This window comes from Caproiciproducens galactitolivorans (assembly GCF_004768785.1).
In the GTDB taxonomy this organism is placed as follows: domain Bacteria; phylum Bacillota; class Clostridia; order Oscillospirales; family Acutalibacteraceae; genus Caproiciproducens; species Caproiciproducens galactitolivorans.
In genome coordinates this window covers 167,352-187,753 of the sequence record NZ_SRMQ01000003.1, presented here as the reverse complement: position 1 = coordinate 187,753, position 20,402 = coordinate 167,352, and the positions used below count along the sequence as shown (strand labels likewise).

Below are 20,402 nucleotides of genomic sequence, written 5' to 3'. Positions count from 1 at the left end.
GACAACCGCCTATTATTCTTGAAAATAAAGGATTATTGGTATATAATATACACAACTTGATGAATTGCATTTTCCGAATGAAAACAGGTCAAGATAATATTCAAGATAATATATTGATATTCGGGGCATCGTAATACACGGTGCTATCCCGCCTTTGGAGGACGGTTTATGAACTACAAGCAGCCGATCGGCAAGATTAAAGAAACAATCGAAACCACATTGGACCGTGTTTTCGGCGTAAGCCTTGAAAATGCGACAGACGAACAATGCTACAAAGCCGTTGCGCTGACCGTCCGTGACCTGATGGCAAGGGGACGCAGCGAGTTTATGGCACAAGCCGAAAAAAGCCACGCCAAACAGATCTATTACCTCTGCATGGAATTTCTCCTTGGCCGTTCCCTGCGGAACAATCTTTACAACCTCGGCATTGAGGAAGACTACCGCACCGCTCTGAGTGAAATGGGACTGAAGCTTGACGCGCTTTACGACCAGGAGCCGGACGCGGGCCTTGGCAACGGTGGCCTTGGCAGGCTTGCCGCCTGCTTCCTGGACGGCCTTGCCACGCAGGGCTACCCCGCGACAGGCTATTCGCTCCGCTATGAATACGGCATCTTCCGCCAAAAGCTGGTGGACGGGTGGCAGACCGAGCTGCCGGATTTCTGGCTACCCGGCGGGAAAATCTGGATGCAGGCCGTTCCGGAAAAGAGCGTGGAAGTCCACTTCAACGGACATATTGAGGAATACTGGTACAACCAGTACCATGTGGTTAACCACAAGGATTACACAAAGGTTCTCGCCGTGCCGTACGACATGTATGTGTCTGGCATGGACGGGCGCGGCATCAGCCGCCTGCGCGTCTGGGCGGCATGCTCCCCCGAATTTGACATGAAGCTGTTCAACTCCGGCAATTATCTGCGCGCCATGGAACAGAACGCCATGGCGGAAGTCATCACGAAGGTTCTCTACCCTGAGGATAACCATTTGGAAGGCAAGAGCCTGCGGCTTTCCCAGCAGTATTTCCTGGTTTCCGCAACCATACAGGACATCATCCGCCGCCACCTGTTCCGGTACAGCACGCTTGACAACCTGCCGGATTTAGTCGCCATCCATCTGAATGACACGCACCCCGTACTGGCCATTCCAGAAATGATGCGCATTATGCTGGACGAATGCGGCTACGGCTGGGACGCGGCCTGGGATATTGTAACCCGGACAATCGCCTACACCAACCATACGGTGATGAACGAAGCGCTCGAATGCTGGAACGTCGAGCTGTTCAAATCGCGCCTGCCCCGTATTTACCAGATCATTGAGGAAATCAACCGCCGCTTCTGCGCCCAAATGCACGAGCGCGGCGTGGACGGCTACAAGGTGGGCCGCATGGCGCCGCTGAACGACGGCTATGTGAAAATGGCGAACCTCGCCGTGGCAAGCTGTCACAGCGTGAACGGCGTTTCCCAGCTTCACAGCGACATCTTAAAAGACCGGGTTTTCCACGATTTTTACACCGAGCTTCCGGAAAAGTTCACCAATGTGACAAACGGCATTGCGCACCGCCGCTGGCTGAATCAGGCGAACCCGTCGCTCGCGGCGCTGATTACCGACCTGATCGGGGACGGCTATATCCACAACGCGCAGGAGCTTGAAAAGCTGAAAAAATTCCAGGACGACGCCGCTGTTTTGAAAAAGATGGCGGAGATCAAGCGCGGAAACAAGGTCCGCCTTTCCAATTATGTAAAAAAGGAACTGAATCTTTCGCTGGACCCGGATTCGATTTTCGATATGCAGGTCAAGCGCATGCACGAATACAAGCGCCAGCACCTTAACGCACTGCACATCCTTTCCGTTTACCAGCGCCTGCGGGAGAACCCGGGCGAGGATTTCACCCCGCACACCTATATTTTCGGCGCAAAGGCAGCACCGGGCTACTACTTCGCAAAGCAGATGATCCGCTTCATTGTCAACCTTGGCAATACCATTAACAACGACCCGCTGGTCAACAAGAAAATGAAGGTAATCTTTCTAGAGGATTACCGCGTATCCCTCGCCGAGTTGATGATTCCCGCCGCCGACCTGAGCGAGCAGATTTCCCTTGCGGGAACCGAGGCCTCCGGAACAAGCAATATGAAATTCATGATTAACGGTGCGGTAACCATCGGCACGCTCGACGGCGCGAATGTGGAAATCCATGACTCCGTCGGGGACGACAACATCATCCTGTTCGGCATGACTACTCCGGAGGTAGAGGCATTAAAGCGCAATTACAATCCCCGCACGTTCTTTAACAGCAATCCGGTTATCCGGAAAGCGGTAGACGCGCTCAACGGGGGCTTTTCGGGCGTATCCTTCAGCGATATCGCCGATTCGCTTCTGAACATCGACCCCTACATGGTACTCGCCGACTTTGATTCCTACGCGCGGGCGCAGAAAAAAGCGGAAACCCTTTACGGTGACCGGTGCACCTGGAGCCGCATGTGCCTGATCAATACTGCAAACGCGGGGCGCTTCGCCGCCGACCGCGCAATACGGGAATACGCCAGCCAAATCTGGAACGCCGAGCCCGTACCGGAGAAAGGGGCCGCAAAACACTCCTCTGCTCGGAAGTAAACCTGTTCCGCAGACGGCCGGTATGACATTCTCAAAAAATGGGTATTCTAAAAAGGGCGGGTTTTGGCCCGCCCTTTTGATTCGCTTGGAGGAATTTTCATGTTTAATTCCCGTAATCCGGTATACCGCTGCCCCACCGGGGCGGTTCAAAACGGGATTCCTGTTCATTTTAAAATCACTATGCCCCGCGACCTGCATTGCAGCGCTGCGCGCCTGATTGTGCGGAACGACCAGACCGGCGGGGAACAGGTCCTCGGCATGTTCTGGTGCGGAATGAACGGCGACAATTACGAATGGTGGGAATGCCATTTCTGCCCTAGTGAGCCTGGGCTGTATTTCTATTGGTTCAGCGTGGACACCTGGCGCGGAACGCTGAAAATGACGCGCGGCTTCGGCGGCGAAGGGATTCTTCAAGAGTCCGCCCGCGTGTGGCAGCTTTCCGTTTACGACCGGAACTTCAAGACCCCCGACTGGCTTGCCGGCGGCATTATGTACCAGATTTTCCCTGACCGCTTCGCCCGTTCGGACAAACCGAAAACCGGCGTGCCCGCCGACCGCAAACTGCACGAAAACTGGAACGAAACGCCCGACTGGGAGCCGGACGAAGACGGAAAAATCACAAACAGCGATTATTTCGGCGGCGACCTTTGCGGGATCGAGGAAAAGCTCGGCTACCTGAAATCCCTCGGTGTAACCTGCATCTACCTGAATCCGATTTTTGAATCGCATTCCAACCACCGTTACGATACCGCAGACTACTCCAAAATCGACCCGCTTTTGGGGGACGAGAAAGATTTTTCGCGCCTTTGCACCGCTGCGCGCCGAATGGGAATCCGCGTGATTCTGGACGGCGTTTTCAATCACACCGGAAGCGACAGCGTTTATTTTAACCGGCATAACCGCTACGCGGAAAAAGGCGCGTACAATTCCAAAAATTCGCCCTATTTTCCGTGGTACACCTTCCACAGTTGGCCCGACCAGTACGAATGCTGGTGGAATTTCGTCACGTTGCCGAGCGTGAACGAACTGAACCCGCAGTACAATGAGTACATCAACGGTCGCGACGGCATTGTTAAAAAATGGCTTAATTTGGGCGCGACCGGCTGGCGGCTGGACGTTGCCGATGAGCTTCCCGACGCGTTTATTGAGCGGCTGCGCATCGCGGTAAAAACCCGCGACAACAACGCGTTGATTCTGGGCGAAGTCTGGGAAGACGCCTCCAATAAAATGGCGTACGGGAAAAGGCGCCGGTATTTCTGGGGCAATCAGCTTGACAGCGTCATGAATTACCCATTCCGAAACGCGATTCTCGGTTTCCTTACGGGCGCAAACCCCGCCGATATGATGGAAATTATTCTGACGGTGCTGGAAAACTACCCACCGCAGGTAATCCGGCTTTTGATGAACCATATCGGCACCCATGACACCGAACGCGCGCTAACCGTTCTTGCGGGCGAACCGCTGGGCGGGCACGGGCGCCGCTGGCAGAGCGCCACCCACCTTTCCAAGGAGCGCCGCAAGCGCGGGCTCCGGATGATGCGCCTTGCTTCTTTGATGCAGTTCACCCTGCCCGGCGTACCCTGCATTTATTACGGCGATGAAGCCGGGATGGAGGGCTACCGCGACCCGTTCAACCGCGCGTGCTACCCGTGGGGCAACGAGGAAACGGAGCTGATCGAATGGTACCGGAAACTCGGCGCAATCCGCGGTGCCTGCTCCTGCTTAAAGGAAGGCTCCTTCCATCCGCTCGTTTCCATTGACCACTGCCTTGCGTATATCCGGAAGGACGAAAACGACAGCCTCCTCTGCGCACTAAACGCGGGCACGGAAGGCCGCAGTATCTCCGTACCATACGAATGGCGGTACGCGGAGCCGTTAATCGGCCCGGCGCCCGACACAAACAACGCGCTTTTTCTGGAACCGGAAAGCTGCACCCTCCTGCGTCTGAAAGAAAAACCGGTCACCGACCAGAACGCTGAAAGCGCTGAAGAGCCTTCACAACCGGTAATGTAATCAGAATTATGCCGATCGTTTTGTAAAGCGTCGTCGTTGAAATCGCCGTAATAATCAGGCTCAGCGCGGGTTGTCCTGATTTTTCGAAAATCTGCTGGGCATAAATTATGTACAGCATGAAATAAACGCCGAACGTGTTGGTAAGGTTCCCGACCGCCGCCGCGACGATGATGGCGATGTTTTCCCCTTGACGCAGGTTTTTCAACGCCTTGTGCAGCCCCTTATACGTAAAGTACGCTGTTACCGGAATCAGCGCTCTGGGCAGCACCGATATTAGGGGGTTCACAAAAAACGGATCCAGTATGGAGCCCGGCGCACTAATTGCCAGAAAAAGGCTGGAAAAGCCGAATGTCAGCGCCACGACGAAGCCTTCGGAAAGCCCCAGCACCAGCGCGGCAATAATAGCTGGAACGTGCGCTATGGTGATGCTGACCAGCGGCAGGCGGATCATTCCGATAGGAGTGAACGCCAAAATCAAGGTCAGCGCGACCATTACGGCGGTAACCGTAAGCGTTTTTGTTGAAAAACGTTTTTGCGCAATTGCAGTCATAATGAAATCCTCCTGTTCCAAGATCAGTTTCTCCGATCTACTTTGACATTATTTTAACACATTTTGGGAAAATTTCCATACTTTGCGGACATAAATATTCCAAAAAAATATTTTCTTTTTTTCGCTACCCAATTAAAAAGGCTTTGTCAAATTTCATAAAGCAATTCTTGTTTTTTTATTAAAAATAATTCATCTTCCTGTTTTCTATACTAATGTTTTTATAAAATCAGACGATAACTGTAAAAAGCAAGAAATTCCAAGAAATTGCTAGATTCAAATCGGATCGGATCGAAAAAAGAGAGGAACGTTGGAAGATGAAGAAAAAAAGCTTACTGCGAAAGATGCTGGTATTCATCGCTATTCCGGCAGCCATTATTTTTTGTATAACGGATGCCATCGTTTTAAATAGTGTAAAGCAGTCGGTCACCGACCTGACAAACAAACAGCTCACCGCGCAATCCCAAGCGGCTTCATACCAGGTAAACAATTATTTCTCAAAATACATTGAAGTTGCCCGACAGATGGCCGCAAACGCCCAGTTAGAGGACGCTTTTCTCAAGACAGCTCCGGGCAACCCTCTTTCTTCGGTGGAAAACTTTCCCGTGATCAAGCGCAGCTTGGACAATGTGCAGAAGTCCGACCCGGACAATATTGTCGTTTCCTGGATTGCAGACCTTGATTCCAGCCAGTTTATCCGCTCCGACGGGGCCGTTTCCGCCGCCGACTGGAAGATTACGGAGCGGTCGTGGTACAAGGAAATGCTTAAAAAGTCGACTGTAATCCTTACCGAACCCTACCAGGAAGCTGCAGGGAACACTTTGATTGTGAGCGTCGTCGCGCCGGTGTATCAGCAGGGAACGAAAAACCTAATCGGAGTCGCCGCCCTAAATATCAGCCTCGACCATTTGTATTCCATGGTGCAGGGCTACAAGCTCGGAAACACCGGGTTCTATATTCTGACCACAGGTGCAGGCCAATTGATTTACCATCCGGACAAGAATCTTATGAATAAGAATGTTTCGGAATCCGGAATGTCCAAAAACATCATTACCGCGATTCAGAACAAAACAGCGGGCGCGATTACATACACGGCTATGAACAGCACGAATTACGGGTACGTATCGCCCGTAGGCGACACAGGCTGGACTATCGCGACCGGACTGCCCGAAAAAGAGTTCCAATCCTCCTACGACGCGGCGCAGACTTCCGTATTCATCATCTTTATCGCCGCCCTTCTTTTGTTGGTTGCGATTCTCGCGCTGGTTTCGAAAAGCATTGTTACGCCGCTTAAAAAGCTTACCGTCGCAGCGAGCGAAATCGCGGACGGCAATCTGGACGTAGAAGTCAATATTCAATCTTCCGACGAAACCAGCATGGTGGCAGACGCGATTTCCAGAACCGTCGACCGGCTGAAGCAATACATTCAATATATTGACGAGGTATCCGCGGTTTTGGATCAAATTGCCGTTGGAAACCTAGTTTTCGAACTTCGCTGTGATTACGTTGGCGAATTTTCCAAAATCAAGACCTCGCTAGAAAACATCAAATTCACCCTTGTAAAAACCTTTGAAAGCATCACCAGCTCCGCAGAGCAGGTGGCAAGCGGCTCCGACCAGGTAGCAAGCGCCGCGCAGGCTCTTGCACAGGGCGCGACGGAGCAGGCCAGCTCCATTCAGCAACTGTCCGCTTCGATCACCGAAATTTCGAATCAGGTTCGGCAAACTGCGGACAACGCAGCCAACGCAAGCCGTATTTCCAGCGAAGCCGCCGCCGAATTGCAGCGCGGAAACGAGCATATGCAGAGCCTTATGGAAGCCATGGCGGAAATGAGCAGATCTTCCAATGAAATCAGCAAAATTATTAAAACAATTCAGGATATCGCCTTCCAGACAAATATTCTCGCGCTGAACGCTGCGGTAGAAGCGGCGCGCGCAGGCTCTGCGGGGAAGGGCTTCGCCGTCGTCGCAGACGAGGTAAGAAATCTTGCCAGCAAGAGTGCAGAGGCCGCAGAAAATACAACCGTTTTAATTGAGAATACCGTAAATTCCGTACAAAAGGGCACAAAAATTGCGGATGAAACCGCACAGGCTCTGACCGCAATTTATGAAAGCGCGTCCAAGTCCGTTCAACTGGTTGACGAAATCTCGAAAGCATCGAGAGACCAATCTGTTTCCATCGGCGAAGTAACTACGGGAATCGATCAGATTTCTGCGGTTGTTCAGACCAATTCCGCTACTTCGGAAGAGAGCGCGGCTTCCAGCGAAGAACTGAACGGACAAGCGCAGTCGCTGAAATCCCTTGTTTCGAAGTTCAAGCTGAAACCCGCCGCCGGCGATACTCCCGCGGCAGGCAATCCGCTGCCGGTAAACGACATCGCGGAGAAATACTGATCCTATTGCCTACAAGACCTTCTCATAACTTTTTGGCTGCCGGTTGACCCCCTTTTCTTCGCAAATTCAAACCCTCCCAAGGGCGAAGGGGCGTTCCTTATAAGGCAGCAAATCCCCATCCTTTATGGAAGTACGCAGCGGGAATTTCCGCTGCGTACTTCTTCTATCCCGGCAGAAAATCGCAAAGAAACCGATCTTCCCTGCGTATATAACGATGGAACGGCTGTCACGTGAAGCTTGCAGGCTCCCTCAAAACCGTCCTGCAAACCCGCTCATCCACAGGAAGAACAAGAAACCTGCCCATGGATACGGATTCGCGTGCAGCCGTTCCCCTTTTTCTGCGTGCCAACAAGACCAGCTATCGTGACCGCTCTTCGCCTGCTATGTTTTAAAGGGCTACAGCCTTCCATAGAAGGGACAGGGTCGGAGCGGGCATGCCCTATGAAAAAAAACAACGACCCGGGCTTTTGCCCGGGTCGCCGCCACGCAAATACAACGAACTATTTTATAGAAGTAGGAAAGAACGTAATTTACATTCCGCTGTGCTTATTGGTTACGCATCTTAACCAACAGTAGCAACGAAAATCCTGGTGCCGTTTACATAAATTCCAGCCTGTGTGCCTTTTGCGCTATCGGATGTAATCTTGTAGAAATAATTGTTGCCGTTTTTGGAAACGAGATTCAGCTTAAAGGCAGCGGATCCAACACAGACAGTCGGAGCTTCCGCAGACGTAATTTGGAACTGATAAGCGCCCTTAACGGTCAGGTTCATTGTTGTATCACTTGTGAAAGCAGGCGCTTTTACAGTAGCAACAAAGATCTTCTTTCCGTTGAGGTAAATGCCGGTAGCAGCACCTACGGAGCCATTTGCAGTAAACTTGTAGAAGTAGTCATTGCCATTTTTGGAAACAAGCGCGATGGAAACGACGCCGCCTGTGCCGGCTGTAACAACCGGAACCGTTGCGGAAGTGACTTTCATCTGATAGCTTGCGCCCTTAGAAATGGACATGTCCGCATTTGTGTCGGAAACAGCCTCCGGAACCTCAATCGCTGTGATTTCGCACTTCGCCGGCGCGTAATCGTCGAGCTCATACCCATCTTCATCATAAAGGGTTGCAGTCAATGTGGTTTTGTTCTCGGATGCAAAGGTAGAATCAATGCTGTTTACCTTAACCGTTGCGGTATTGCCGGAAGAAGTTAATGTAAAGACATCGCTGCTGCCGCCGTCAAGCGTCCACTGGATTGTGCAGCCGCTCGGGAGGGATGTGCCGCCCGGATAAGCGGAAGCTGTGAATGTTTCGGAATAGCCCTTCGCAATGCTGGAGGCATCCTTGTTGATTGCGATACCCGCGAAGGAAAGGGCATCAATCTTAAAGGTATCAACCGCAGAGCCTGCGCTCTTTGTAAGAGTAAAGCCGTAGGTATCGAAGCTGTCAACGTCAACCGCGTCGGCATCCGCCTTGAATACTACTGTGCCGGGAACGAGCGTTTTGTCGGAAAGCTTCAGGGTAACGCCGGAAGCGCTGCTGGAAACATACAGCTTGCCGGCAGCAATCTTCATTGCACCGTCGCCTTCAATTGTCTCAGCTGTTACAGCGCCGTCAAAAGCAAGATTGGTATCGGAATCCAAAGAAATGGTATCGATCTTTACCGTGCCGCTGACGGTTGCATTGGTGTCTTCGTTTGTTGTATCAATTTTGCCGTTTTCCGCATTGGTCGGAGCCGGGATTTTGCCTGTGAAGGCATTGTCTTCGTCGCCGAGGTTCAATGTAGTTTCGCGGTAATCAAAGTCAATTGCGCTGACATTCGTATCATTGCCCAGGAAGGTGATGGTACCGTCGGCACTTGCCTTAACGCCAGCAACCGTAACTTTCGCTTCATCGGAGAACAGGGAAATCGTCGGGGCAGTAATCTTGCCTGTAACAACAGGAGTGTCCGCATCTGTTGCAGCAACCGTTACGGTGCCGTCCGCATCGATGGTTCCGACTGTACCGGCGTTAACCGTTACGTTGCTGTCTGTGTCATTATCCACATCCGTTACATCGATGTTGCCAACCTTACCGCCACTGACCAGAACAGAATCGTCGCCTGCGGCAACGGGTGCACCGTCGGTTGTAATGTTGCCGACTTTACCGTCTGTTACGTTTACGGTACCATTGTCAATATCAATGGAGCCAACGTTCGCATCGCCAATTGTAAGAGTGCCGACTGTGCCGGAAATCTTCTTTACATTGGTGTTTTCATTGACGGAAACGCTGGTGGTGCCGGCCGGGAATACGACTTCGCAATCTGTTACAACTGCAGAAGCAGAAGTTGCGTCGCCTGTCAGAACACTCTTGCCGTCTGTCTTGGAGATGGAGAATGTAGTACTGCCCGGTAAAACGGTTGCAACGTCGCATTTCTTTTCAATCTTTGTTTTCAGAGTATACTTATCGTCAGAATCAGTAGAAGCTTTGTAGGTTGAACCACTTGCAACAAGCTTCTTAACGGTAACAGTTACATTGCCGGTGGAAGCGTCCTTTGTATACTTGTCAATCTCAAAACTTTTACCGATCGTAGCTACCGGGAACTGTGTGAATGTAGAAGTTGCGTTGACTACCGAAACATGAACATCCGTGCCGGTAATGCTGAAGCTGTAAGCATTCTTGTCCGTGATTCCGGAGGTTGCCGTCGTTAAGTCTGCCGGAAGGTATGTAGCTAAAGCAGAAGTGGCGGCCGGCACTACCCTGTAGATACCAAGGGTCTTCGTGCTGTTGGCGGTCTGCGCAAATGTTTCGAAATCATCGAAGCCTGTACCGGAATCCTTTGTGGCATAATTGGGATCATACTCGCCGTATACGATCTGATCCTTGTCATAAACATATACCGTCAGGTCGCGTCTCGCCTTAACCGTATAGTCATTGCCGTCTTCGTCGGTATAGCTGCCTTCGTAAAGAACAGAAATAACTTCCTTACCGGAAGCGGAGCTACTCTTCAGTTTGAGCGTAGCTACATCCGTAGAACTGTTCACACTTAATGAAACAAGCTTATCACCCGATATATGAGAAATTGCGTTGATTTTCTCGTCTGTAACAGTATGGTGATCGACTGTCTCAAATTTAAAATTGCTGCCTCTGCTAAGCAGAAAATCTGTGAGGTTCGCTGTGGTTACCGCACCGCCGTTAACGAGATAAATCGCATCTTCGTTCGTGTCGGTGATCACTCCGGACATCGTCTTGGTGGACGCTTGAGCGAAGCTGACTGAAAAGCTGGAAACGACAAGCGCTAACGCAAGCACAAGCGAAACAACTTTTCCTGTGATTTTTTTCATCCTGTTTGTCCTCCTTAATTAAAATAAGCACCGTGAAATAACTTTTCTGCGGATTTTAAACCTTTTTGTCCCTTAAATGGTTAGTTGTACGTATTTGCATGTGCTATGAGAATGAAAACATACATACTCGCCATAGGCGTTAACAAAGCTTGCACAGATTCGAATAGCTAGAACAAGACGCACACCCAAAATCCATACCGCGCCCTGTACACCGCGGCGGTTTGACCCTGCTTACGAAATAAATCTCAACCGGACAAAAAGCTGCAGCGCCGGTATCCTGCCATTGAGCATAACCGATATAAAAATCCTATAATGCATTTTTACGGGACCGTATGTTCCCTTTTGGCATAAATGTATAACGATACCTCTTTCTGCAAATTTTATTAAAAAAATCCAACAAATTATTCCACTTTGTGCTGTGCTCATTATATAATATTTTTGTGTTGTGTCAATAATATACTGTACTATTTCCAGTAATTTCTATATAATTTTACCATATTTTAGAAAGATTTTTTCCAAATAATTTTTTAATTTCTTATTGGATAAATATACAAAATAATATTATTTATTTAGAAAAATCTGAATCTGGCCGGGAAAGCATTCGTAAAATACTTCCAAAGGAATTATAAAATCTTTCCTGCCAAACCTTTTAGCCGGAAACGAGATGATTGTATTTACAACCTGCTGTTGACAAATTCCTTTTATGCAATAAAATAAATATATTCCCGATTTCCAGCCGGGATGTGCCAACCGCGTTTTTATTTGTACTTTTCAGACGCCAAGGCAAAAAATGCAGAAAATTCTGTAAAACAGCCGCGATCCCAAGAAAAAAGCTTGACTTTTTCGAACATATCGAATATAATAGTTAAGCTGTCAATTGTGACAGCGAAAATTGCGCTCGTAGCTCAGCTGGATAGAGTGCTTGACTACGAATCAAGAGGTCGCGGGTTCGAGTCCCTCCGAGCGCGCCAGAAAAAATTTGAAAAACCGCATTAGATAGCCATTTCTGGCTTCCTAATGCGGTTTTTGCTTTATTTCTAAATGCTTATCAAAAACGCTGGAAAATATAGCTGTCGATATCGACTTTAAAATCCGTATGCCCATAATTGCAATGAAATCTTCCTCTTGCGCGCCTGATTTGGACACCATAGTTGCGCAAGTTCGGCGGCAGGCGTGCGGGGTTTTAATCTGCTTTGCTCTGCACCATGCAATAGAAGCAGCCCGGAAAATCCGGCCTGCTTCTTGTTTTCTTTTATACTATTTCATTCCTCAATTTGAACCTTTGGGCCAGTTCTTTCATGGTTTCTGCCTGACCGGAAAGTTCTTCGCTCGCCGCTGCACATTCTTCCGAGGTTGCCGAATTGGTCTGAATCACACTGGAAATCTGGTCGATGCTCATGGTGATCTGGTTAATCGAGCTTGCCTGCTGCTCGGAAATCTGTGCGATCTTCTCGACCTTATCCGCCGCTTCCTCCGTTTCCTTCACAACTTTTTGCAGCGCTTCCGCGGTGTTGTCGGCAATCTTCATCCCGCTTTGCACCTCTTCAATGGAGTGCTGGATAAGTCTGGTTGTCTCCTTTGCCGCGTCCGCACTTTTGCTCGCCAGGTTTCTGACTTCATCCGCCACAACAGAGAAGCCTTTCCCGGCCGTGCCCGCTCTTGCGGCTTCCACGGCAGCGTTTAACGCCAGAATATTGGTTTGGAAAGCAATGTCCTCAATGGTTTTGATAATCTTGCTGATTTCGTTGGAAGAACTGCTGATCTTACTCATGGCCCCCAGCATTTCCTGCATATGCCGGTTGCTGTTTTCCAGTTCCGCCGTCACATTGCCTACATTTTGGCTCGCGGTTACGGCATGGTCCGCATTCAACTTTACGTTTTCCGATATTTCCGTAATTGTTGAGGAAAGCTCCTCAATGGAGCTAGCCTGCTCGGTAGCCCCCTGCGCCAATGCCTGTGCGCTTGTGGACACCTGGTCGGAACCCCCGGAAACCTGTTCCGCAACCTCCCGAAGCCGGGTAAGCATATCGTTTAGCGAATAGACAATCCGAACCATCGCATCTTGAAGCGGAAGAAAATCGCCCTTAAATTCAACGGTGCGCTTCATGCGAAGATCCCCCTGCGCTAGTTTCTCAAGATTCCCGCTTAAGTCCGTTATGTACGCCTTCAGATATGCGTTGGTTTCTTGCAAAGCGGTGCCAAGCTGGCCGATTTCATCCTCAGAGTGGTCGGAAATCGTTACGCTTAAATCCCCATCCGCCATTCTCTTCGCCGCGTTCGTTACCTCATTAATCCGTTTGCCCATTTCCTTAGACAAATACAAGGCAAGCAGCACGGATACAATAAAGGAAACAAACAACGTAGCACCCTGGATAATAATCGCTAGTTTCAAATTTGACGGATCCATCATCTGTGCCGACTGGCCGAGCCTCTTCGTCTGGAAGATACTGTATACGCTTCCAATGCTGGAAATTATCGTCACGGTAAGAAAAGCAATCAACAATTTCCTTCTCAGTTTCATGTTCTTTAACATCGATGCATTTTTCCTTCCTTTCTAAAATGTTTGCTGCAAGTTTAGCCTATTACAATATCCAGTCACATTATAATAAGTTTGAAGGTCAAAATTTTGAAAAAGAAGCAAAATAAAACCGAAAATTGGTTAAATCAGGTATTTGTTTTCTGCTTTTAATGAAAAAAGATCCGGCTATTTTTCCGAAAAGAAATTCTTCTTTCATTCCGCGCTTCGCGCTGGCTGGCAGGGCAAAAATCACTTTGCATACCAATGGGGCCGCTGAACCGGGCGGCGTTTGGCAGGATAAAAGACAAAAGGCAGGAACCGGATTTGCGCGGCCCCAAAACCGATTTCACCCGAAAAAAACCGCAGATGCCGGTTGTATCCGGTTCGCAGGTTTTCTCTTTTAATATTTTTATGATTATTTAAGATTATAGAACGCTTTCATTCGCGGATAGACCGCTGTGCGGCCGAGATCCCTTTCAATCCGGAGCAGACGGTTGTATTTGGCCACCCGTTCGCTGCGGGAGGGCGCGCCCGTTTTGATCTGTCCCGCGTTCATGGCGACAGACAGGTCCGCAATGGTGGTATCCTCCGTTTCGCCGGAACGGTGCGAAACCACCGCCGTATAGCCAGCCCGCTGTGCCGTGCGGATGGCTTCCAGCGTTTCTGTCAGGGTGCCGATCTGGTTCAGCTTAATCAAGATGGAGTTCCCCGTCCCGGTGATAATTCCCTTTTTCAGCCGCTGGGTATTCGTAACAAACAGGTCGTCGCCCACCAACTGGATTTTGCTGCCCAGCCGCCCGGTCAGGGTTTTCCAGCCGTCCCAGTCCTCTTCGGCAAGGCTGTCCTCCAAAGAAATAATCGGATACCGGGTAGCCAGCCCCTCCCAATACGCGATCAGTTCCTCCGAAGTCATCTTTTTGTTTTTCTTCGGCAGCAAATACGTTCCGTCCTTCTGGTACCACTCGCTGGAAGCGGGGTCCATCGCGATTTTAAACTGCTCGCCGGGGCGGTATCCGGCCTTTTCAACCGCTTCCATAATCGCTTTCAGCGCTTCTTCGTCATCGTTCAGATTCGGGGCAAAACCGCCCTCGTCGCCAACCGCCGTGGAAAAGCCACGTCTGCCGAGGACATTTTTCAGGCTGTGGAATACCTCAGCGCACCAGCGCAGCGCCTCCGCAAAGGTGGGCGCGCCCACCGGCATAATCATAAATTCCTGAATATCAACGTTATTGGAGGCATGAACGCCGCCGTTCAGAATATTCATCATCGGAACGGGAAGGATGCGCGCGTCGCACCCGCCCACGTATTTATAGAGCGGAAGGCCGTAGTTCCGGGCGGCGGCTTTCGCGCAGGCCAGCGAGACCGCCAGAAGTGCGTTTGCGCCCAGCCTTGCCTTGTTTGGCGTACCGTCCAGTTCTTGCATTAGATGGTCAATTTCCGCCTGTCTGGAAACATCTATGCCCTTGAGGCACTGATGGATTTCCGTATTGATATTTTCTACGGCATTCTGCACACCTTTTCCCATATAGCGGTTTTTGTCGTTGTCGCGCAGCTCAACCGCTTCAAAGGCGCCGGTCGAAGCACCGGAGGGAACCGCGGCGGTACCGACCGTACCGTTTTCCAGTATGACCTCCGCTTCCACCGTGGGGTTGGCCCGGGAATCCAAAATCTCCCTTGCCCGGATTAACGCAATCGTACCTGATTTCATATGAACACTCCCTCTTTTCTTTTTTGTCCTTTTCTGCCTTAACAAAAAAACTCTGGTAATAAATATTTCCGAATAACAATTGTTTATACTCCCACCCCGTTTCCTGTATTCCTAAAGCCTTGTCCGAGGGCCGGAACTCCATTCTGGTCAGCCGCCCGCCATCCTTACTACGATAATGGGAAGCTTATTCTGGTTCAACCCGCCGTCTATAATTTGGATCGCATAGGGCGCCAGCCCCGTCGCCCTTCTGAAACTCGCTCTTTGCTTTCGTAAGCTGCGCATACTCCTCTTTCCCATCAACATTAATAACCGGCCCGGAAACAGGCGCTACGGAATCATCCGCACCCCCGGCCTTTTCCCTACTGTATGCGCTGCAGCCCGTAGCGGCGAAACGTACGGATAAGTATAGCCTTTTTCTGTTATTCGACAATATAAAAAGACAATAAAGAAAAGAATTTGCAACAAAAACTTTTCTATTTTTAAATTGCCGGTTTCAATTCCATTTTCCCTGCGGCAGGCTGAACCTGCGCGCGGGTTTCCTTTAGCCCTTTGTTTCCGGCGGGGAGCACTGATGAAACCACATGGCAAGCGTGTATCGAAAGGGTATTCGGGGATTTCCGGGCACGGGGGATTGCCGCCCGAATCTGCGGCTTTAAAATTTTATCTCCTCACAAAACGCAGTTTTGAACATATTTTATAATTGCAGGGAATTCTCTGAAAGCCTGCCGCCGGACAATGGAACCGAAAAAAGCGAGGGGGTGCTGCGATGGACGTGCTGGAAGTGCGGGATATTATGGAAACGTATCAATCGGACAACGGGGAAACCATCGCGCTGAAAAATATCAGCTTTTCCGTTCAAAAGGGGCAATTCGTCAGCATCGTGGGGCCGAGCGGCTGCGGGAAATCCACCCTGCTTTCCATTATCGCCGGGCTGATGAAGCCAACGGCAGGGGAAGTGTTCGTAAACGGGGAGAAAATCTCGGGAACTTCGCCGCATATCGGTTACATGCTCCAGCGCGACAACCTTCTAGACTGGCGCACGATTTACAAAAACGTGCTGTTCGGCCTGGAGGTGCGGAAAATGCTTACGCCGGAAACCAAAGAGCGGGCGGTAAACCTTTTGAAAAATTACGGCCTGTATGAGTTCCGCGACAAATCCCCCGCCCAGCTTTCGGGCGGAATGCGGCAAAGGGCGGCGCTGATCCGCACGCTGGCGATTAGCCCCGACATTCTGCTGCTGGACGAAGCCTTTTCCGCGCTGGATTACCAGACGCGCCTGACCGTTACCGAAGACGTTTACCGAATTTTGAAAAAGGAAAAGATCACAACGGTGATGGTAACCCATGACATCCCCGAAAGCATCAGCATGGGCGACCGGATAGTGATTCTGAGCGCCCGCCCCGCCGTTGTTCAAGAAATACTGGATATTGATTTTGAAGACCCGAACCGTACGCCGCTGAATTGCAGAAACAATCCAAAATTCAGAACATACTTCGATCATATATGGAAAGAGCTGTCATCCAATGAAACCAATACCGGCCTCTCCGGAACGAATTCAATACCTGAAAAAGAAGACACGCAGGAAATGGCAGATCCACTTGTGCAGGATCGGAATTTTGGTCGTATTTAACGTCATCTGGGAGCTTTCCGCCCGGTTCGGGCTGATCGACAGCTTTATTTTAAGCCAGCCCTCCCGCATCTGGAACACCTTCCTCGCCATGGCGCAGAACGACCTGTTCATGCATGTCGGCATTACGGTTTACGAAACGCTGGCGGGATTCCTGCTGGGCGTTGTGTTCGGAACCCTGCTGGCGGTCATCCTGTGGTGGAGCAGCTTTATCTCCAAGGTAAGCGAACCGTATCTGGTGGTGCTGAACAGCCTGCCGAAAATCGCGCTCGGCCCTGTAATCATCGTTCTTGTGGGCGCCGGCACCCGGGCCATTGTGTTTATGGCGCTCGCCATTTCGCTGATCGTCACCGTACTGGAAATGCTCAACGGCTTCCGCGGCACCAACCGGGAATATATCCGCATGGCCGCCACGTTCGGCGCGAACAAACGGCAGATCTTTACAAAAATCGTCTTCCCCTACAATATTTCCACCCTGTTCAATTCCCTGAAGATCAATATCGGGCTGTCGCTGGTCGGCGTGATCGCGGGGGAATTCCTTGTTTCCAAGGCGGGGCTGGGGTATCTGATTGTGTACGGCGGGCAGGTTTTCAAGCTGGATCTCGTCATGGCCAGCGTCATCATTCTTTCCATCGTTGCCGCGCTGATGTACGAGGCAGTGGCGCTCCTGCAAAAGCTGGTTTTAAAATGGTACGGACACTAAAACGGGAAACTTCCTTTCAGAAAGGGGTAAAAACATGAAGAAACTGCTCTCCATTACCGCCGCCGCGCTGAGCCTCGCCCTGCTGCTGGCGGTGACCGCCGGGTGCAAAAAAAACGGTAAGAAAGAGGCGGATACGGTCCGCGTCTGTGAAGTGACGCACTCGGTCTTTTACGCGCCGCAGTACGCGGCGATCAATCTGGGCTATTTTGCCGATGAAGGCATCGACCTGACGCTTACCACCGCGGAGGGAACCGACAAGGTGATGTCTACGGTGCTTTCGAACAACGCCGAAATCGGCTTTGCCGGGCCGGAGGCATCCATCTATGTTTACAATGAGGGCAAGGCGGACAGCACGCAGATTTTCGCACTGCTGACCCAGCGCGACGGTTCGTTCCTGGTCGCACGCAAGCCCGATCCGAATTTTACATGGAAAAAAATCCGCGGCAAAAGCGTCCTTCCGGGACGCAAGGGCGGCGTGCCGTACATGACCCTGCAGTACGTCATCCGCAAAAACGGGCTGGACCCGGCAAAGGACGTGAAGCTGGACGACAGCATCCAATTCGCCCTGATGGCAACCGCGTTCGCGAACGGCACAGGGGACTACGTTACCCTGTTCGAACCGACGGCTTCCATGCTGGAAGCGCAGGGCAAGGGCAGCATTGTCGCTTCCATCGGCAAGGAAAGCGGAAAAATTTCCTACACCGGCTATTTTGCTAAAAAGAGCTTTATCGAAAGAAATCCCGTATTAATCGAAAAATTTACGCGCGCGGTGTACCGCGGGCAATTGTGGGTTGCTTCACACAGCCCGGAGGAAATCGCAAAAACGATTGCGCCATCCTTCCCGGCGGCGGATGTGAACTTGCTGACAACGGTTGCAAAGCGCTATAAGAACATCGGCGTGTGGAGCCCCGACCCCGTTCTGCGGAAAGAGGAATTCGCCCTTCTGCAAACGGTGATGTCGCAGGCGGGCGAGCTGAAACAAAACGTACCGTATGACAAAATCGTAAACACCCAGTTTGCCGAAAAAGTAATACAGGAAGTCCGATAAAAATATTCTATTTAAAATAAAAATCCTTCTATATAGCTACTCCGGTGATGAAGCACGCCGCAAGACTGATAAAAAGGAAAGCCGCGATTCTCCGGGAATAAAGAAATCGGGCGAACGCTGGAGATATTGTTTCATACACACCAAGAGTGTGAACAAGGTGCTTTCAGTCGGGCGGGGAAAAATTGAGCCTAGGGCAAAAGGATCCGAATTGGATACGGTGCCGCTGCCCGATTGTAAGGCAAAAAACGTTGTACACGGATTCTTCGTCCATATATAATGCTACTGCACAATGCGAAATTCAAAAGTACCTCTATAAAAGGAACCACGCCGAAAATTCGGCGCGGTTCCTTTTTTCGGTTTATATGCTGCGGTTTAAGCCGCCTTGCTGTGCGATCTGGCAAAGCTGAAAAGGAAGCCGAGCGCCAGCCCAGCCAGCATGGGGAAAATCCATCCCATACCGATATTGAAAAAGGGTATGAAATCTTTGAAAAGCCGCAGGAAACCCTGTACGGCAGGCAGGGACGCTGCCTCTTTTGGAAATGCGTTCAGAAAGTCCGCGACCGCATCAACCAGCGTAAAGGCTACTGTCAGAAGATAGACGCACCGGCGGCCCTTGATCAGCGGCGAAAGGAGCGCCAGAAGAATCAGCGCGATTGCCAAAGGATAAAGGAACATCAGAACCGGGATAGAGTACGAAATAATCTGCGTCAGCCCAATATTGGCGATCAAGCAGGACACTACTGTGAATACAACGGCATACGCGTTATACCCCAAAAATCCCGGGAAAAGCTCAAAAAATGTTTTCGAGCAGGCAGTAATCAGCCCCACCGCGGTTTTCAGGCAGGCGAGCGTCACTATTACCGCCAGAAGGACTGTGCCCCAGCTTCCGAAATAATAGCGGGCGATCTGCGCTAGGGCAATGCCACCGTTTTCCGAAAGCGCCAGCTTTCCCATGCTGGACGCGCCGATATAAGCCAGGCAGCCATAGATCACGCCCATCAAAAGCACGCTGACGAAGCCGGATTTAAGGGTGCCCACAGCAATGCTTTTCGGGCTGTTTACGCCAAGTCCGCGCAGCGCCTGCACAACGATAATGCCGAACGCAAGGGAAGCCAACGCGTCCATGGTGTTATAGCCCTCAGTAAATCCCTTAAAGAAGGGCGCCGACGCGTAGGCATTCTGCACCTGCGCCGACGCGGGGTCGCCCATGGGCTTTACAAAGCTGACGACAATTAAAACCGCAAGAAAGGCAAGGAACAGCGGGTTCAGAATTTTGCCGACCCAAGTCAGGATTTTATTCGGCCGCAGGGCGAAAAACAGGGCGGCGACGAAAAAAAGAACCGTAAAGCAGGCAAGTCCCAACGCCTGCCGGTTTTCCGGAATGAACGGGGTAAACCCGATTTCATAGGATACAGTAGCGGTTCTCGGCAGGGCGAAGAACGGGCCGATGGTCAGGTAGAGCAAAACGGTCATCGCGTAGCCGAATGCCGGATGTACGCGGCTCGCAAGGTCAAACAGGCCGTTGCTGCCGGATACGCCGATCGCCACAATTCCCAAAAACGGCAGACCGATGGCGGTTGTTAAAAATCCTGCCGCCGCCGCAAAAACGGAGCTTCCCGCTTCCTGCCCCATGTGTACGGGGAAAATCAGATTCCCGGCACCGAAAAACAATCCGAAAAGCATAGAGCCGATAAAAATATAAGATGATGGTGATAAACGCTTCTTCTCTTCCAATCGCTGTACTTCCTCCAACTATAATAAGGTAAAAGGGCTGAACGGTTGATCAGCCGCAAAACATGTATCATTATACACGGAAATATCCGGAAAAGGAACACCCTGCGCCTAAAAATGCGCGCCCGCCGGTTCAGCGGGACTGCCGAACACCGGCTTTCCCGTTTTCCGGAAACGCAAATTCCATTAAGCGGGAA

Annotated in this window: 12 protein-coding genes and 1 tRNA gene; 7 read left to right on the top strand and 6 right to left on the bottom strand. The window is 50.8% G+C overall.

The annotated features are described in order from the left end of the window. The first annotated feature begins 168 nt into the window (after positions 1–168). Positions 169–2,607, top strand: a complete 2,439-nt coding sequence (locus tag CAGA_RS05290; protein ID WP_135658545.1) for a glycogen/starch/alpha-glucan phosphorylase — start codon at positions 169–171, stop codon at positions 2,605–2,607. Between the two features lie 99 nt (positions 2,608–2,706). Further along, positions 2,707–4,620 (top strand): glycoside hydrolase family 13 protein, encoded by a 1,914-nt coding sequence (locus CAGA_RS05285; protein ID WP_135658543.1) that lies wholly within the window; start codon positions 2,707–2,709, stop codon positions 4,618–4,620. On the opposite strand, the gene CAGA_RS05280 is transcribed toward CAGA_RS05285, so the two are convergent. Then, positions 4,568–5,170: an ECF transporter S component gene (locus tag CAGA_RS05280; protein WP_135658541.1), complete on the bottom strand. Its 603-nt coding sequence runs from the start codon at positions 5,168–5,170 to the stop codon at positions 4,568–4,570. The two genes, CAGA_RS05285 and CAGA_RS05280, sit on opposite strands and share 53 nt — an antisense overlap. Before the next feature lie 314 nt (positions 5,171–5,484). On the opposite strand from CAGA_RS05280, the gene CAGA_RS05275 reads away from it, so the two are divergent. Continuing rightward, positions 5,485–7,560, top strand: coding sequence for a methyl-accepting chemotaxis protein (locus tag CAGA_RS05275; protein WP_135658539.1), 2,076 nt, complete (start codon positions 5,485–5,487; stop codon positions 7,558–7,560). 562 nt (positions 7,561–8,122) lie between these two features. Here CAGA_RS05275 and CAGA_RS05270 read toward each other — a convergent pair. After that, the gene (locus CAGA_RS05270) at positions 8,123–10,870 is read right to left on the bottom strand and encodes an autotransporter outer membrane beta-barrel domain-containing protein (RefSeq protein ID WP_135658537.1); all 2,748 of its coding nucleotides are present in this window, start codon (positions 10,868–10,870) and stop codon (positions 8,123–8,125) included. 894 nt (positions 10,871–11,764) lie between these two features. Here CAGA_RS05270 and CAGA_RS05265 point away from each other — a divergent pair. Next, a tRNA-Arg gene (locus CAGA_RS05265) sits at positions 11,765–11,841 on the top strand. A gap of 281 nt (positions 11,842–12,122) precedes the next feature. Here CAGA_RS05265 and CAGA_RS05260 read toward each other — a convergent pair. From CAGA_RS05260 to CAGA_RS12915, 3 genes are all read right to left on the bottom strand, one after another. Further along, the gene (locus CAGA_RS05260; RefSeq protein WP_167875165.1) at positions 12,123–13,391 is read right to left on the bottom strand and encodes a methyl-accepting chemotaxis protein; all 1,269 of its coding nucleotides are present in this window, start codon (positions 13,389–13,391) and stop codon (positions 12,123–12,125) included. A gap of 412 nt (positions 13,392–13,803) precedes the next feature. Beyond that, entirely contained in the window at positions 13,804–15,096 is a 1,293-nt protein-coding gene (eno, locus tag CAGA_RS05255) for a phosphopyruvate hydratase (RefSeq protein ID WP_135658533.1), read from the bottom strand. 147 nt (positions 15,097–15,243) lie between these two features. After that, the gene (locus CAGA_RS12915; RefSeq protein ID WP_277668661.1) at positions 15,244–15,378 is read right to left on the bottom strand and encodes a hypothetical protein; all 135 of its coding nucleotides are present in this window, start codon (positions 15,376–15,378) and stop codon (positions 15,244–15,246) included. A 484-nt stretch (positions 15,379–15,862) separates the two neighbouring features. Between CAGA_RS12915 and CAGA_RS05250 the strand changes: the two genes are divergently transcribed. Genes CAGA_RS05250 through CAGA_RS05240 form a run of 3 tightly spaced genes read left to right on the top strand, consistent with a single transcriptional unit; the run spans position 15,863 to position 18,474 of the window. After that, the gene (locus tag CAGA_RS05250) at positions 15,863–16,726 is read left to right on the top strand and encodes an ABC transporter ATP-binding protein (protein ID WP_135658531.1); all 864 of its coding nucleotides are present in this window, start codon (positions 15,863–15,865) and stop codon (positions 16,724–16,726) included. Then, positions 16,620–17,426 carry an ABC transporter permease gene (locus CAGA_RS05245; protein ID WP_135658529.1) on the top strand — a complete coding sequence of 269 codons (807 nt, stop codon included), beginning with the start codon at positions 16,620–16,622 and terminating at the stop codon, positions 17,424–17,426. The genes CAGA_RS05250 and CAGA_RS05245 overlap by 107 nt, the downstream gene beginning before the upstream one ends. Before the next feature lie 34 nt (positions 17,427–17,460). Beyond that, positions 17,461–18,474, top strand: coding sequence for an ABC transporter substrate-binding protein (locus CAGA_RS05240; RefSeq protein WP_135658527.1), 1,014 nt, complete (start codon positions 17,461–17,463; stop codon positions 18,472–18,474). 372 nt (positions 18,475–18,846) lie between these two features. Here the strand turns inward: CAGA_RS05240 and brnQ are convergent, their stop codons facing one another. Beyond that, positions 18,847–20,208 carry a branched-chain amino acid transport system II carrier protein gene (gene brnQ, locus CAGA_RS05235; protein WP_243112950.1) on the bottom strand — a complete coding sequence of 454 codons (1,362 nt, stop codon included), beginning with the start codon at positions 20,206–20,208 and terminating at the stop codon, positions 18,847–18,849. Positions 20,209–20,402: the final 194 nt, after the last annotated feature.